At 35.2% G+C, this 17,269-nt stretch carries 11 protein-coding genes; 4 read left to right on the top strand and 7 right to left on the bottom strand.

The window, feature by feature from the left end:
- Positions 1-14 precede the first annotated feature (14 nt).
- From HRU50_RS05360 to HRU50_RS05345, 4 genes are all read right to left on the bottom strand, one after another.
- Positions 15-1,205, bottom strand: coding sequence for an acetyl-CoA C-acyltransferase (locus tag HRU50_RS05360; RefSeq protein ID WP_296348935.1), 1,191 nt, complete (start codon positions 1,203-1,205; stop codon positions 15-17).
- Positions 1,206-1,208: 3 nt separating this feature from the next.
- Entirely contained in the window at positions 1,209-3,617 is a 2,409-nt protein-coding gene (locus HRU50_RS05355) for a 3-hydroxyacyl-CoA dehydrogenase/enoyl-CoA hydratase family protein (protein ID WP_296348933.1), read from the bottom strand.
- Complete coding sequence (locus HRU50_RS05350; protein ID WP_296348930.1) at positions 3,610-4,074, bottom strand: MarR family transcriptional regulator; 465 nt, start codon at positions 4,072-4,074, stop codon at positions 3,610-3,612. Before HRU50_RS05350 ends, HRU50_RS05355 begins: the two co-directional genes overlap by 8 nt.
- A gap of 264 nt (positions 4,075-4,338) precedes the next feature.
- Positions 4,339-6,111 (bottom strand): long-chain fatty acid--CoA ligase, encoded by a 1,773-nt coding sequence (locus HRU50_RS05345; RefSeq protein ID WP_296348928.1) that lies wholly within the window; start codon positions 6,109-6,111, stop codon positions 4,339-4,341.
- Between the two features lie 362 nt (positions 6,112-6,473).
- Here HRU50_RS05345 and pflB point away from each other — a divergent pair, with 362 nt between their 5' ends.
- The 3 genes from pflB to HRU50_RS05330 all read left to right on the top strand — a co-directional run bounded on the left by pflB (position 6,474) and on the right by HRU50_RS05330 (position 10,837).
- Entirely contained in the window at positions 6,474-8,699 is a 2,226-nt protein-coding gene (pflB, locus tag HRU50_RS05340; RefSeq protein ID WP_296348926.1) for a formate C-acetyltransferase, read from the top strand.
- A gap of 61 nt (positions 8,700-8,760) precedes the next feature.
- Positions 8,761-9,534, top strand: a complete 774-nt coding sequence (gene pflA, locus HRU50_RS05335; RefSeq protein ID WP_296348924.1) for a pyruvate formate-lyase-activating protein — start codon at positions 8,761-8,763, stop codon at positions 9,532-9,534.
- 34 nt (positions 9,535-9,568) lie between these two features.
- The gene (locus tag HRU50_RS05330; RefSeq protein ID WP_296348922.1) at positions 9,569-10,837 is read left to right on the top strand and encodes an OFA family MFS transporter; all 1,269 of its coding nucleotides are present in this window, start codon (positions 9,569-9,571) and stop codon (positions 10,835-10,837) included.
- 93 nt (positions 10,838-10,930) lie between these two features.
- On the opposite strand, the gene HRU50_RS05325 is transcribed toward HRU50_RS05330, so the two are convergent.
- Positions 10,931-11,668 (bottom strand): succinate dehydrogenase/fumarate reductase iron-sulfur subunit, encoded by a 738-nt coding sequence (locus tag HRU50_RS05325; protein WP_296348920.1) that lies wholly within the window; start codon positions 11,666-11,668, stop codon positions 10,931-10,933.
- Positions 11,669-11,674: 6 nt separating this feature from the next.
- Positions 11,675-13,582 (bottom strand): fumarate reductase/succinate dehydrogenase flavoprotein subunit, encoded by a 1,908-nt coding sequence (locus HRU50_RS05320; RefSeq protein WP_296349095.1) that lies wholly within the window; start codon positions 13,580-13,582, stop codon positions 11,675-11,677.
- A gap of 228 nt (positions 13,583-13,810) precedes the next feature.
- On the opposite strand from HRU50_RS05320, the gene ppdK reads away from it, so the two are divergent.
- Positions 13,811-16,540, top strand: coding sequence for a pyruvate, phosphate dikinase (gene ppdK, locus HRU50_RS05315; protein ID WP_296348918.1), 2,730 nt, complete (start codon positions 13,811-13,813; stop codon positions 16,538-16,540).
- Positions 16,541-16,608: 68 nt separating this feature from the next.
- Here ppdK and HRU50_RS05310 read toward each other — a convergent pair whose 3' ends face one another.
- The gene (locus HRU50_RS05310) at positions 16,609-17,250 is read right to left on the bottom strand and encodes a hypothetical protein (RefSeq protein WP_296348916.1); all 642 of its coding nucleotides are present in this window, start codon (positions 17,248-17,250) and stop codon (positions 16,609-16,611) included.
- Positions 17,251-17,269 lie beyond the last annotated feature (19 nt).

Raw genomic sequence — 17,269 nt, 5'->3', positions numbered from 1 at the left:
ATTTATTAATTGGTTTAATTCAAAAATTCAAAAATTCCAGCGGCACCTTGACCTGTTCCTACACACATTGTAACCATACCATGTTTTCCGGTCATGTTACGTTTACGCATTTCGTCAAATAACTGCACCGAAAGTTTAGCACCTGTGCAACCTAATGGATGTCCTAATGCAATAGCTCCACCATTTACATTAACGATGTCTTGGTTTAAATCTAGTTCGCGCATTACAGCTAAAGACTGCGAAGCAAAGGCTTCATTTAACTCAATAAGTTCAATATCACTTTGTTGCAAACCAGCTTGCTTTAAGGCTTTTGGAATTGCCGCTACTGGACCAATTCCCATTATTCTTGGTGGAACACCTGCTGCTGCATAACTTACCATTCTGGCAATAGGTTCAAGATTTAATTCCTTCACCATTTCTTCGCTCATTACTAATACAAAAGCAGCACCATCACTTGTTTGCGACGAGTTACCTGCAGTTACACTACCATTAGCAGCAAATACTGGACGTAATTTCGCTAGAGCTTCTTTGCTTGTACCTTTACGTGGACCTTCGTCTTTAGTTATTGTAAATTTTCTAGTTGCTTTCTTACTTTTTGAATCTAAGTAAGTTTCTTCAACTTCTATTGGTGCAATTTGGTCTTGAAAACGGTCTTCAGCTAAAGCACTTAGAGCTTTCATGTGAGAGTTGTATGCAAACTCATCTTGGTCTTCTCTAGATACATTATATTTATCCGCAACAGCTTCAGCGGTATTTCCCATTCCCCAGTAGTAGTCAGCGTTTCCGTTGCTTACGATATCATAGTTCAGTTCAGGTTTAAATCCTGTCATAGGAACAGAAGTCATACTTTCGGCACCACCTGCAATAATACAATCTGCCATTCCAGATTGAATTTTTGCTACTGCCATACCAATAGTTTCTAATCCTGAAGAGCAAAAACGATTTACAGTGACACCAGGTACATCAACAGTATTTAATCCTATTAAAGAAATAATACGTGCCATGTTTAACCCTTGAGAACCTTCTGGCATAGCATTACCAACAATGACGTCGTCTATGCGTGTTACATCAAATTCTGGCATTTTACCCATCATGTATTGGATGGTTTCTGCCGCAAGTTCATCGGCTCTTTTAAATCTAAAACCACCTCTTTTTGATTTTGCTACGGCAGTTCTATATCCTTTTACTATATATGCTGTTTTCATTTTTTAGTTTCTTAGTGGTTTCCCTGTTTTTAACATGTGCTGAATACGTTCAAGAGTTTTACGCTCTGTACATAAACTTAAGAATGCTTCACGCTCTATATCTAATAAGTATTGTTCTGAAACTTTTGTTGGAGCCGATAAATCTCCACCAGCCATTACATAAGCTAATTTATTTGCAATTTTTTGGTCGTGTTCTGAGATGTATCTAGAGGCTTTCATTGAATCGGTACCTACCATAAATGCTCCTAAAGCCTGTTTTCCTAATACCAATATATCTTTACGCATTGGTTTTTGAGAATAACCCGCTTCAGCCATTAGTAAAGCATGCTTCTTAGCTTCTGCAATTTGGCGCGCTGTATTTACCACCACTATATCTTTTCCGTTTTGAAGCACATTCATATCAAAGGCTTCATAAGCAGAAGTGGCAACTTTTGCCATTCCGATAGTTAAAAAATGTTCTTGTAATACATTAAGTTGTACATCTCCTTTGTGAAATAGGTCTTGCGCTCTTAAAGCCATTTCTTTAGAGCCTCCACCACCTGGAATTACGCCAACACCGAACTCAACCAAACCTATATATGTTTCTGCTGCAGCAACAACTTTATCTGCGTGCATTGATAACTCACAACCACCACCAAGTGTCATTCCATGAGGTGCAGCTACGGTTGGAATAGAAGAGTAGCGCATACGCATCATAGTGTCTTGGAAGTATTTAATAGCCATATTAAGCTCATCATATTCTTGCTCAACAGCCATCATAAAAATCATTCCGATGTTTGCACCAACTGAGAAGTTTGCACCTTGATTTCCAACGACTAAGCCTTCAAAATCTTTTTCGGCTAAATCAATAGCTTTGTTTAATCCTGCCAGAACATCACCACCGATAGTATTCATTTTAGATTGGAACTCACAGTTTAAGATTCCATCACCTAAATCTTCAACCACAACACCAGAGTTTTTGAAAACTTCATTTGTTTTTCTGATGTTATCTAGAATAATGAACGCATCTTGACCAGGAATTTTTTCCATAGCCTTTTGACTAATGTCGTAGTAGTATGTTGCACCATCTTTAACGCTATAGAAAGATGTGATACCTGCAGCTTGCATATCAGTCACCCAACTAGCAACTTCTAAACCTTCCGCTTTAGCATATTCAATACCTTTATCTACACCTACAGCATCCCAAACTTGGAATGGTCCGTGTTGCCATCCAAATCCGGCTCTTAAGGCATCATCAATTTTGTATAAATCGTCTGAAATTTCAGGAATTCTCTGTGATGCATATGCGAATAATGCACCAAAACTTTTTCTGTAGAATTCACCAGCTTTATCTTTTCCGTTACATAATACTGGGAATCTGTCGGTAACGTTATCTATGGTTTTAGTTAGCTCTAAAGTGGCGAATTTCGCACTCTTTTTAGAGCGATACTCCATATTATCTAGATCTAGAGTAAGGATTTCTTTTTTGCCATCTGCACCCTTAGATTTTTTGTAAAAACCTTGACCAGTTTTGCTTCCTAACCATTTGTTATCCATCATAGTTTGGATAAACTCTGGCATTTTAAAAGCTTCTCTTCGTTCGTCGTCTTTACAGTTATCATATAAACCATTACCTACATGAACTAAAGTATCTAAACCAACAACATCTACAGTTCTGAAGGTTGCCGATTTTGGACGACCAATAACTGGACCAGTTAATTTATCAACCTCTTCAACTGTCATACCTAAGTCTTTAATGACATTGAATAAGGCAAAGATTCCGAAAGTACCTATTCTGTTACCAATAAATGCAGGTGTGTCTTTTGCTAAAACCGATGTTTTACCAAGGAATTTTTCACCATACATCATTAAGAAATCAGTAACGTCTTGGTCGCAATTAGGACCAGGAACTACTTCAAAAAGCTTTAAATATCTTGGTGGATTGAAGAAGTGCGTTACCGCAAAGTGTTTTTGAAAATCTTCGCTTCGTCCTTCGTTCATAAATTGAATTGGAATACCAGATGTGTTTGATGTAATTAACGTGCCTGGTGTCCTATATTTTTCAACCTTTTCAAAAACTTGTTGTTTGATGTCTAAACGCTCAACAACAACCTCCATTACCCAATCAACATCTTTAATTTTGTGTAAATCATCATCTAAGTTTCCTGTACTAATTCTACTAGCAAACTTTTGTGAATAAATAGGTGATGGCTTTGATTTTAAAGAAGCTTGAAGCGAATTGTTTACAATTCTGTTTCGAACTGCCTTGTCTTCAAGTGTTAGACCTTTTGCTTTTTCGGCATCATTAAGTTCTCTAGGAACAATGTCTAAAAGCAGAACCTCAACACCAATATTGGCGAAATGGCATGCAATACCGCTTCCCATTATACCGGAACCGATTACTGCTACTTTTTTAATTCTACGTTTACTCATTTTTGTTTGAAATGGTTTCGTTTTGGTTATATATTTTTTTATTTGAGATCAGATGATTTACGATATCTGCAACCTTATAAAAGCTTTCTAATTCTTCTTCTGATACATTGTTATGTATAGCTTCATTAAATGTTAAAACTTTTTCTCTAGAATATGCTCTTTTCTCTTTTCCAAATTCCGTTAAGCAGATGAGAACTCCTCGACCGTCTTCTGGATTCGGTTTTCTTATAATAAGTCCTTTGTCTTCCATATTTTTTAAGGTTCTGGATAAGCTTGTGGCTTCCATACCCATTTTAGGACCTAATGAAGTAGATGGTGTACCGTTTTCTCTATCTATGTTAATTAGAACAAATCCGGTTGCCATAGTTGTGTCAAACTTTGCGGCTTCTTCATTATACATTTTGTTAATGGCTAACCATGTTGTTCTAAATATGTAATCTATAGTTTTATCCTTCATAGGGTTTTATCATCGGGACACAAATATAGTAAAATATGTTATGCGTGCATAATAAATTTTCAAATGTTTTTTGATATTGTTAATTTATCAGGTGATTACTAAGAATATCTTAATAAACAGGAGTGAATATTTTAAGATTCTTAGTTCTGTTGATTGATTATAAATTGTGAAATATGTTGTTTTAAAAACAAAAAAATCACATTCGTAGAATGTGATTTAATTATTCTTTGTTGCCCTGAACAATAATCAGAGCAGGAAAAGTTTTTATCCTCGATACATTTTTTCGTATAGGTCTTTGTAAATGTCTAATATGACGCTACGTTTCATTTTCATTGTTGGAGTTAAATGTCCTTCATCAATAGTCCAAGCCTCTTTGGTAAGTTCAAACTTTTTAACTTGTTCCCACTTTCCGAAGTTTTTATTGTATTTATCTATTTCCTTTTGAATGCGAGCAACTACAATTTCAGAAGAAGAAATTTCTGCTTCGCTCGTGCCAATAGTATGTCCTTTATGGTCTATCCAATCTCTCACAAAATCAAAGTTGGGTTGGATAAGTGCACATGGCATCTTTTCACCTTCTCCTACAACCATAACCTGTTCTATAAACAATGACTGTTTAAAGTCATTTTCTAATAATGTCGGAATAATGTATTTACCACCGGAAGTCTTAAACATTTCTTTTTTACGTCCTGTAATTTTTAAGAAACCGTCTTCATCAATTTTCCCTTTATCGCCGGTGTGAAAATAATCACCTGTCATAACTTCAGCTGTTCTTTCTGGGTCCTTATAGTAGCCCATCATCACATTAGGACCTTTAACCATAATCTCACCATCTTCAGCAATTTTTACTTCAACATTCTTTATAGGTTTTCCTACTGTGCCTACTTTATATTTATTACCATCATATTGACCAACAGAAATTACTGGTGAGGTTTCAGTTAAACCATAACCTTCCATCACTTGCATTTGAGCCGCTCCAAAAACACGAGCTAATCTTGGTTGTAAGGCAGCACTTCCAGAAACCATAGTTGTTAATTCACCACCTAAAGCTTCACGCCATTTACTAAAAATAAGTTTGTTTGCTATCTTTAATTTAAATTCATACCATGAACCATTTGCTTGGTACGGTTTCCATTGTTCTCCAAGGCTAACAGCCCAAAAGAATAATGCTTTTTTAATACCTGTTAGCTCTTCACCTTTAAGCATAATTTTATCAAAAACCTTTTCTAATAAACGTGGTACAACACTCATTAAGTTAGGTTTTATTTCTTTAGCATTATCACCAATTTTGTCTAAGGCTTCAGCGAAATAAATGCTTGCGCCTGCATATTGATAGATATAAATAAGTACACGTTCAAAAATGTGACATATAGGCAAGAAACTTAAGACTTTGGTATCACCATCAAGTTTTGGAAGACGCAATGAGGCATCAACTGCGTTACTAGTAATATTCCAATGCGATAGCATAACACCTTTTGGTTTGCCAGTTGTTCCTGACGTATAAATAATGGTAGCCAAATCTTCAGGTTTTACGGCATCTTTTCTAGTTTCAACTTCTGGCTGAGTACTCTGATCTTTACCTAGCTCGAATAATTCAGAATAATGTTTGCATCCATCAATATGATCAAAAGAAAACACTTCTTTTAATTTGGTATTTGCTTTAATCTTATTCACTTTAGCCAATACTTCTTCATCAGAAACAAAACAATAAATCGATTCGCTATGATTCAATACATATTCATAGTCTTCTGACGAAATAGTTGGATAAATAGGAATATTTTGAGCGCCGACTTGCAGTACACCTATATCCATAATATTCCATTCTGTGCGATTTGTTGAAGAAATTACAGCAATTTTATCATCTTTTTTTACACCTAACTTTATTAAAGCTCTACTAACCGCATTGGCTTTATTGAGGTATTCTTCAGTGGACATAGCAGTCCATTTACCATCATATTTTGTAACAAGAGCTTTGGAGTTAGGTTTGTGTTCTAATTGATAATAAGGAAAATCAAAAAGGCGTGTAATATCAGTCATAAAGAATTGCAAATATTAAATCTTTAATATAAAAGTCAAATGATTTTTAGAGTTTGAAAATACCAAGGCAGAATACCTTTTTTATTCAAACACGAATGCAATAATACTTCAAATTACAAAATTTAACACAATTTAATTTTCGAATTATTAATTTTTTAACGCTTTTTTTTGAGAATAATTAAACCGAAATCGATTTAGTAATCCTTTTAAAATTGTGTTTATTCAATTATATCTAAAATTGTATAAAACCTTTCATAATAAGGGTTTACTGATAAATATCATAAATCTTCACGTGTTCTGTTGCTAACTTTGAGAGTATAAAAAGCGCATATAATTTTTCAATATCTTAAATAAATAGAGTAATGGAAGTAAAACATTTTAAACCAGGAATTTGGACGGATAAGATTGATGTTAGGAATTTCGTCTTCAATAACATTACACCTTATTATGGAACACACGAATTTTTGGTTGGTCCAAGCAACAAAACCCAAAAATTATGGGCGGTATGTAAACAAGCTACATTAGAAGAAAGAAAAAACAATGGAGTTAGATGCCTAGATACAGACACAATTTCTACAATTAGTGCTTTTAGTGCCGGTTATATAGACAAGGACAATGAAGTTATCGTAGGTTTACAAACAGACGAATTACTTAAAAGAACCATGAAACCTTTTGGTGGTTTTAAAGTGGTACAAAAAGCACTTGCTGAGCAAGGTGTTAAACCCAATGAAAATCTTACTGAATTATTTTCAAAATATGTAAAAACCCATAATGATGGTGTATTTGCTGCATATAACGAAGAGATTAAAAAATACCGTTCTTTAGGGTTTTTAACTGGTTTGCCAGATAATTATGCACGTGGTAGAATTATAGGTGATTATCGTCGTATCGCTTTATATGGTGTTAATGCATTAATAGAAGCTAAAAAACGCGATTTAACCAATATTACTGGTCCTATGACAGATGCTGTCATAAGATTACGTGAAGAAGTTACAGACCAAATTAAGGCATTAAAAGAAATCATAGCGCTTGGTGCTAAATATAACTTAGACTTAACGCGTCCTGCTGAAAATGCAAGAGAAGCAGTACAATGGACGTATATGGGTTATTTAGCTGCAGTAAAAGAACAAGATGGTGCAGCAATGTCTTTGGGTAATGTATCTACATTTTTAGATATTTATATAGAAGAAGATTTACAAGAAGGTCTTATTACAGAAGTTGAAGCTCAAGAAATGATAGACCAATTTGTAATGAAATTACGTATGGTACGTCATTTAAGAATGAGTGCTTATGACGAAATTTTTGCTGGTGACCCAACTTGGGTAACTGAAGCTATTGGTGGTATGTTTGAAGATGGAAGAACTAAGGTGACTAAAACATCGTTCCGTTTCTTAAATACCTTATACAATTTAGGACCTTCACCAGAACCAAACATGACAATTCTTTGGTCTAGAGAATTACCTCAAAACTTCAAAGATTTCTGTTCTAAAGTTGCTATTGATACATCGTCAATTCAATTTGAAAATGATGAATTAATGCGCGTAACTCGTGGTTCTGATGATTATGGTATTGCTTGTTGTGTGTCTTACCAAGAGTTAGGTAAATCTATTCAATTCTTTGGTGCAAGAACAAATCTTGCTAAGACCTTATTATTAGCTTTAAATGGCGGACGTTGTGAAATCACAGGAACTCAAATGGTTGATGGTATTAAACCTTTAACATCAGAAGTTTTAGATTACGATGAAGTCATGGCGAACTACAAAATTGCTATGAAAGAAGTAGCTAGAGTGTACAATGATGCGATGAATATTATTCATTACATGCATGATAAGTACTACTACGAAAAAGCTCAGATGGCACTTATAGATACCAATCCAAGTATTGATATTGCATATGGTGTTGCAGGTGTTTCAATCGTAGCCGATTCGCTTTCTGCAATTAAATATGCTAAAGTAACGCCAATTAGAAATGAAGAAGGTTTAACTGTAGATTTTAAAATTGAAGGTGAATTCCCTTGCTATGGTAATGATGATGATCGCGTTGACGTTTTAGCAGCAAATGCCGTTGCAGATTTTAATAATGAATTAAAACAACTGTCGGTTTATAAAGATGCACAACCAACAATGTCTGTACTTACCATTACATCAAATGTAGTTTATGGTAAAAAAACAGGTGCTACACCAGATGGTAGAGCTATGGGCGTGCCATTTGCGCCAGGTGCAAACCCAATGCATGGTAGAGATGCAAATGGTGCAATTGCTTCATTAAGCTCGGTTGCAAAAATTGACTACAATGATTCATTAGATGGAATTTCAAATACATTTTCTATAGTTCCAAAATCTTTGGGTGCAACAGATGAAGACCGAATTGATAACTTAACATCAATTTTAGACGGTTACTTCTTAAAAGGTGCACAACACGTTAACGTTAATGTTTTGGATAAAGAAACATTATTGGATGCTATGGAACATCCTGAGGAATATCCACAATTAACTATTAGAGTTTCTGGTTATGCTGTAAACTTTGTCCGCTTAACTAGAGAGCAACAAATGGAAGTCATTACTAGGTCTTTCCACGAATCAATTTAAGAAACAACTCTATTTATTAATACTAGTACCTAAAAATGAGACGTCAAAGTCTTGTTTTTAGGTGCTAATTTTAAAACTAATAATTATCAATACTAAAGATAACATACTGCGAGTTCATTCTATAGAATCTATGGGTACACATGATGGTCCTGGTGTTCGAATGATTGTGTTTTTACAAGGTTGTAAACTCAATTGTTTGTATTGTCATAATCCTGATACCATAGATACACATGCTGGTAAGGAATATGATATCGAAGATTTGGTACAGCAAGCGGTTAGACAAAAACCATATTTTGGTAAAAAAGGTGGAGTTACAGTATCTGGTGGTGAACCAGTATTACAATCTAAAGCTTTGGTGCAGTTCTTCAAAAGATTGAAAGAAGAAGGCATTCATACAAATCTAGATACCAACGGAAGAATTCTTAATCATTTTACGGAAGAATTGTTAGATGAGTATACGGATTTAGTGATGTTAGATATTAAACATATGACTGAAGAAGGTTTTCAATACATCACAGGTCAGAAAAATAAAGAAACGACTTTCAATTTTGCCAAATATCGCGAGGCTTCAGGCAAACCAATGTGGTTACGCTATGTTTTAATTCCTGAAATTACAGGGAAACCTGAACTTCTTCATTCTATGGGTGATTATTTTAAGGATTATGAGACTATAGAAAAGATTGAGATTCAGCCATACCATACGTTAGGTGTCCACAAATGGGAAACCATGGGAATGAATTATCCTTTAAAAGACGCCAGAGAAAACACAGCAGAAGAAATTGATGCAGCCGTAGATATACTTCAGCAGTATTTTAAAGAGGTAAGAGTGAATTAAGATAGTAATGCTATCTGTAGACTTTTAAGAAAACATGAAAACACAAAAACTAAAAAATCGTTGGTTAATTGCTGCTTCTGCCGTAGGAATTCATATTTCTATTGGTTCGGTATATGCCTATTCAGTAATGACCAATCCAGTAAAAGATATATTTGATGTAGATGGAAGTGTCATAAAATGGGCATTTAAAATTGCTATTTTATTATTGGGGCTTTCTGCAGCATTTTTAGGAAGATGGGTTGAGAAAGTTGGCCCTAAAGTAAGTGGAACCGCAGCCGGATTATTCTATGGTGTAGGTATTTTAGGTTCTGGTTTGGCAGTACAATTAGAATCATTATGGCTGTTTTATTTATGCTATGGTGTTATTGGTGGTATTGGTCTTGGTTTAGGTTATATAACACCAGTAAGTACATTGGTAAAATGGTTTCCGGATAGACGCGGATTAGCAACCGGAATGGCGATTATGGGTTTTGGTTTTGCAGCTTTGATATTTGGACCTGTAATGCAATCATTATTTAACTATGTTGGTGTATCTAATGCTTTTTACATCTTAGGTCTTATTTATATGATACTCATTTTATCATCTGCAAGATATATTGAGCGTCCACCAGAAGGTTATTTACCTGAAGGTTTTAAGCCTGGTGAAGGCAAAACAATAAAAAAGGATTTAGCAAATATTTCAGCAAATGAAGCTTTAAAAACCAACCGTTTCTATTACATCTGGATTATGATGTTCATAAACATTGCCTGTGGTATTGCAATAATTTCTGCAGCAAGTCCGATGATGCAAGAAAAATTGAATTATACACCAATGGAAGCTGCTGCTGTAGTCGGTCTTATTGGAGTGTTTAATGGATTAGGTAGAATTTTATGGTCAAGTTTATCTGACTATTTAGGAAGAGCTAATACCTATATCATCTTCTTTGGATTTCAAATTTTAGCTTTTTTCTTGTTACCAAAAATTGGTGTAGAAATAGTTTTCTTGGTGGTGTTATTTACTGTAATAACTATGTATGGTGGTGGTTTTGCGACGCTTCCTGCATTTTTAGGAGATTTATTCGGAACAAAACAATTAGGTGCAATTCATGGTATGGTCTTAACAGCATGGGCTTTAGCTGGTGTGGTTGGTCCAACAGTTTACGATATGGTTAAAAAGGCAACAGGTTCATTAGACACAACACTTATGGTGTTTGTAGGATTATTTGTTGTTGCTTTAGTTGTTTCCTTATTCATGAAACGAACCGTGGACAAAGCACATCAAGATAAAGACAAACGTTTGCATAAAAAACTTAAACTAGCTTAGCTAGGGTTCTATTTTTTTATATTCAATATGACGTAAAAAGCCAATAGTGATTATTCATTATTGGCTTTTTCATTTTAAGTAATGATTATGAAATTAAAACATGGACTTTATCCAGCTAGAATTTAATTCGGCAATATTTTTTATTGAAATCCCTTCCGGGCATTCCACTTCGCAAGCTCCTGTATTGGTACAATTTCCAAATCCTTCTAGATCCATTTGGTAAGTCATTTGTTGCAGTCTGTCTTTAGCTTCAGCTTTTCCTTGAGGTAAATTATTAAAATGAATGATTTTAGCTGAGGTAAAAAGAACAGCAGAAGAATTTTTACATGTGGCCACACAAGCACCACATCCTATACAAGCCGCAGCATCCATTGCTTTATCGGCTACTGATTTTGGTATTGGAATGGCATTTGCTTCCGGTGCAGTACCAGTTTTAGAACTGATGTACGCACCAGCTTCAATAATACGATCAAAAGCCGAACGATCTACAACCAAATCCTTAATTATTGGAAAAGCTTTTGCACGCCAAGGTTCAACAGTAATGGTATCACCATCCTGAAAACTTCTCATATGCAATTGACATGTCGTCATATTAGCATGAGGTCCATGAGCTCTACCATTAATAAAGACTCCACATTGGCCACAGATACCTTCGCGACAATCGTATTCATAAGCAATAACTTTTTCATCTTTTAAAACCAATTCTTCATTAAGCTGATCTAAAGCTTCAAGAAAAGACATGTCTTCAGTTAAGTTGTCTAATTCATAAGATTTAAAACTTCCATCCGAATTCGGATTGTCTTGACGCCATATTTTAAAGGTTACCTTCATGTTAATTTATTTATAGCTTCTTACTGTTGGTGTTACAAATTGGAATTCTAATTCTTCCTTGTGGAGATTGAAATTACCATTATCATATTCCCATGCGGACACATAAGCGTAATCATCGTCTACGCGCATTGCTTCACCATCTTTAGTTTGGAATTCTTCCCTAAAATGTGCACCGCAAGATTCGTCTCGCTGTAAGGCATCTGTACACATTAAAATTCCGAGTTCAATAAAATCTGCTAAACGATATGCTTTTTCAAGTTCTGTATTCATTTCGTTAGAGTCACCTGTAACTTTAACATCAGTCCAGAAGTCTTCTTTGAGTTGCTTTATTTGAACAATAGCTTTCTCTAGGCCTTCTTTTGTTCGACTCATTGCGCACTCATTCCACATAATTTTTCCGAGTTCTCTATGAAAATGGTCTACGGTTTTGGTGCCGTTTACGGACAAAATGTTTTTAATATGAGCACGTGTGCTTTTTTCCGCATTATCAAATTCTGGATGATCTGTTGAAGGATGATCAGATTTTATTTCATTAGCCAAATAATTATTTATCGTATTGGGTAAAATAAAGTAACCATCAACACTTGCTTGTAACAAACTATTTGCTCCAAGACGATTAGCACCATGATCCGAGAAATTGCATTCCCCAACAGCATAAAGTCCAGGAACTGTAGTCATTAATTCATAATCTACCCAAAGTCCTCCCATTGAAAAATGCGCAGCTGGAGAAATTAACATTGGTGTTGTGTAGGCATCAATACCGGTAATTTTATGGTACATTTTAAATAGATTACCATAGCGGTCTTTAATAGTATCTAGGCCAAATTTTTCAATAGCATGTTTAAAATCTAAATACACCGCATTTTTAAGTCTTCCAACACCAAATCCAGTATCAATTCTTTCTTTAGCTGCTCTAGACGCGATATCTCTAGGTGCTAAATTTCCGAAACTAGGATAACGACGCTCTAAGTAATAGTCACGCTCGCTTTCTGGAATATCTTTTGGTAATCTTTTATCTCCTTTTTGTTTGGGTACCCAAATACGACCATCGTTTCTAAGTGATTCTGACATTAGTGTCAGTTTAGATTGTGCTTCACTTGATTGTGGCAGCGCTGTTGGGTGAATCTGAGTAAAACTTGGTGCAGCAAAAAATGCACCTTTTTTATGAGCTTTCCAGATTGCACTACCATTACAACCAATGGCTAATGTAGACAATCGAAACACTCTTGAGTAGCCTCCTGTAGCCAACACTACAGCATCTGCAGCATAGCGCTCTAATTCACCAGAAACCAAATTTCTAACTATGATGCCTTTGGCTTTACCATTAATAACCACTAAGTCCATCATTTCACTACGCGTATACATTTGCACCTTTTTGGCTTTAATCATTTTATAAAGCTGAGAGTAGGCGGCCAACAATAATTGTTGTCCTGTTTGGCCGCGAGCATAAAAAGTTCTTTGTACTTGTACACCACCAAAACTTCGATTTACAAGTGTGCCACCATATTCTCTCGCAAAAGGCACACCTTGTTGTACAAAATGATCAATTAACGGAGCAGATAATTCTGCTAGACGATATGTGTTAGCCTCTCTAGATCGAAAATCCCCACCTTTTAAAGTGTCATAAAACATTCTGTAGACGCTATCACCATCATGCTGATAGTTTTTGGCAGCATTTATGCCACCTTGAGCAGCGACTGAATGCGCGCGTCTTGCAGAATCTTGGTAACAAAAACATTTTACATCATAACCAAGTTCTGCTAAGGTCGCAGCGGCACCAGCACCACTAAGACCAGAGCCAACCACAATAACGTTTAGTTTCTTCTTATTTGCAGGATTTATGAGTTGAGAATTCAACTGATAATTGCTCCATTTTTTTTCTAATGGTCCTTCTGGGACTTTTGTATTAAGTATAGTTTTCACAGCACCTAAAATAGAGATTTGATGACACAGTAAAAATGAGAAATGTCATCTTTAATTGTTAAAAATGATATCTCTTTAAATTTTTTAGAACGAATACCTTAAAAACTATTATTCCTTGTAAATAAAGGGCTTAACATGATTTATATCATAATAATTGGTAATACTAAGAAGTACTTTTATAGAAACTTTTTAAATAAAATAATTTTAATATAACAAATCTTGGAAGTATTACAAGACGTGAAGAAAAGAGTCTTCAAATTTGGTAACAAAACCGCAGATGGCAACAGCGAGATGCGTAACCTTCTTGGAGGTAAAGGTGCGAATCTTGCTGAAATGAGTTCAATTGGTATTCCTGTTCCTCCTGGATTTACAATTACGACAGAAGTATGTACCGAATACAATGAGCTAGGGCAGATTGCTGCTATCAATTTAATTAAAGATGAAGTTGAAGCTTCAGTGGCGAGTATAGAATCTCAAATGGGTGCTACTTTTGGGGATAAGGATAATCCATTATTAATCTCTGTGAGATCTGGTGCAAGAGTATCGATGCCAGGTATGATGGATACCGTTTTAAATTTAGGTATTAATGATGAGGTTGTTTTAGGTTTAGCTAAAAAGACAAATAACGAGAGATTTGCATGGGATTCTTATCGCCGTTTTATTCAAATGTATGGTGGTGTCGTTTTAGGTATGAAGCCTGCTTCAAAAGAAGATATAGATCCGTTTGAAGAAATCATGGAGCATCTTAAAGAAAAGCGAGGTATTACTTTAGATACTGAGTTTACACTTCAAGATTTACAAGATTTAGTTTACGATTTTAAAGATGCTGTTAAAAAGAGAACAGGTAAAAACTTCCCGACAAATCCATGGGATCAGCTTTGGGGTGCAATTATAGCGGTATTTAATAGCTGGAACGGCGATCGAGCTGTGTATTACAAAAATATGAATAGTTATCCAGCAGATTGGGGAACTGCAGTTAACGTGCAAGCCATGGTATATGGTAATATGGGCGAAAACTCAGGTACTGGTGTTTGTTTTACTAGAGATGCAGGTACAGGTGAAAACATATTTAATGGTGAATATCTTATTAATGCGCAAGGTGAGGATGTTGTAGCTGGTGTTAGAACGCCACAACAGATCACAAAAATTGGATCACAACGTTGGGCAGAATTAGCTAAAATTGAAGAAAAAGATCGTGCAGAGAATTATCCGTCATTAGAAGAGTTAATGCCAACCATATTCTCAGAGCTTAACTCATATCAAGATATTTTAGAAAAGCATTATAGAGACATGCAAGATATGGAGTTTACAATTCAAGATGGTAAACTTTGGATCTTACAAACTCGTAATGGTAAGCGCACTGGTGCTGCCATGGTTAAAATTGCAATGGATCTTCAAAAAGAAGGTATGATTGATGAGAAGGAAGCTTTATTGTTAGTAGAGCCTAATAAATTAGATGAATTGCTTCATCCTGTGTTTGATCCAGAGGCACTAAAACGAGCAAAAGTTATCGCTCAAGGTCTTCCAGCCTCGCCTGGTGCAGCCACTGGTAAAATTGTATTCTTTGCTGATGAAGCTGATAAATACAAGAACAGTATTTTGGTGAGAATTGAAACATCACCAGAAGATTTAGAAGGCATGAACATAGCTAAAGGTATCTTAACCGCTCGTGGTGGTATGACGTCTCATGCTGCTGTTGTTGCTAGAGGTATGGGTAAATGTTGTATTTCTGGTGCAGGTGCACTTAAAATTGATTATAAGAGAAGAACAGTGACTATAGGAAATCAAAAATATCATGAAGGTGATTGGATTTCTTTAAATGGATCTACTGGTAATATCATTGAAGGTAAAGTAGCCACTAAAGAACCTCAATTAAGCGGTGAGTTTGCAGAAATTATGAATTTAGCAGATAAGTATGGTGAAATAAAAGTGAGAACAAATGCCGATACGCCAAGAGATGCAAAGGTAGCACGTAGTTTTGGTGCACAAGGTATTGGTCTAACACGTACAGAGCATATGTTTTTTGAATTGGACAGAATGAAAGCTATGCGAGAAATGATTTTAGCGGATACTGTTAAAGGTCGTAAACAAGCATTAGAGGAATTATTACCAATGCAACGTTCTGACTTTGAAGGTATTTTTGAAGCAATGGAAGGTTGTGCCGTAACCATTAGACTTTTAGATCCACCATTACACGAATTCGTACCTCACCAATTAGCTACTCAAAAAGAACTTGCTGAAGATATGCATATCTCATTACAAGCTGTTAAGAATAAAGTGGCAGAACTTGAAGAATTCAACCCAATGTTAGGTCACAGAGGTTGTAGATTAGGTAACACATATCCTGAAATTACTGAGATGCAAGCAAGAGCAATTATTGAAGCTGCACTTAACTTAAAAGAAAGAGGAGTAGTTTGTAAACCTGAAATAATGATTCCTTTAGTTGGTACAGTTAAAGAATTTGAAATGCAAGAGCAGATTATTCGTAGAACAGCCAAAACTATTTTTAAAGAGCGAAATGACTCTGTTGAATATTCTGTAGGTACAATGATAGAAATTCCAAGAGCTGCGCTTATGGCAGACCTCATTGCTGAAAAAGCTGATTTCTTTTCATTTGGTACAAATGATTTAACTCAAATGACATTTGGGTATTCTAGAGATGATGCAAGCAAGTTCTTGCCAAAATATATTGAAAAAGGTATCTTAAAAGTAGATCCATTTGAGGTTATTGATCAAGAAGGTGTTGGTCAATTATTAAAAATAGGAACAGAACGCGGTAGAAGTACAAAACCAAATTTAAAAGTTGGAATTTGTGGTGAACATGGTGGAGAGCCAAGTTCTATAGAGTTCTGCTATAATACAGGTATGGATTATGTGAGTTGTTCTCCTTTCCGCGTGCCAATTGCACGTTTAGTCTCTGCACAAGCAGCAATTAAGACTACGTTGTAGTATTTCCATAGTTTGTAAAGAAAAACCTCGAAGTAGCAATATTTCGAGGTTTTTCTGTTTTATAGCCTTTAGATTTTAGAATATTTTCTCATCCAATATATTATCCAAATAGTGATTAGTACTGTCGGGACTATCCAAACGAGCCAATGTTTTAATTGTAACCCTGCAAGTAAAAAGGCGGTGAAAGATGAAGTATATGCGCCAGACATTAAACCAATATGGCGCTTTATAAACTCGTTTGCTGGCTTATTCTTTTTTGCGAAGAACAAAAAATCTTGAATTGAGAAAAACAGGCTTAATATGCCAAAAAAATAAAATAACAGTGTTGGTCCATTAGGATAAAGAAGTTTAAAGGTACCTTCTAACATTAGAGCAATACCAAATGAAAACATTACACCACTAATGAGCCAATCTTTCCAAAGTTTTAAATGTAATAAATTTGTTGGTTTAAAAAGCAAAGCACGTTGTCCACTTAGAATACAGTAAATAGTAAATACTGCAATGGAAAAAAGTAACATATTTTCATGTCCTGGAGTAAAACACACAGGAATTGAAATTGCCGCACTTAAAATCATACTACCTACAAATAGTTTACCAGTTCGTTTGTGAAGTTGACTTCCCTTTTTACTAAACATGCTTATGCTACCCGAGATTAGCGCAATGCCACCTAAAGTAGCATGAACAATAATTAATAGCCTTACTAAATCCATATTTAATTTGTTTACACAA

The organism is Winogradskyella sp. (genome assembly GCF_013213835.1).
GTDB lineage: Bacteria > Bacteroidota > Bacteroidia > Flavobacteriales > Flavobacteriaceae > Winogradskyella.
This window is presented reverse-complemented; position numbering and strand designations above follow the sequence as displayed.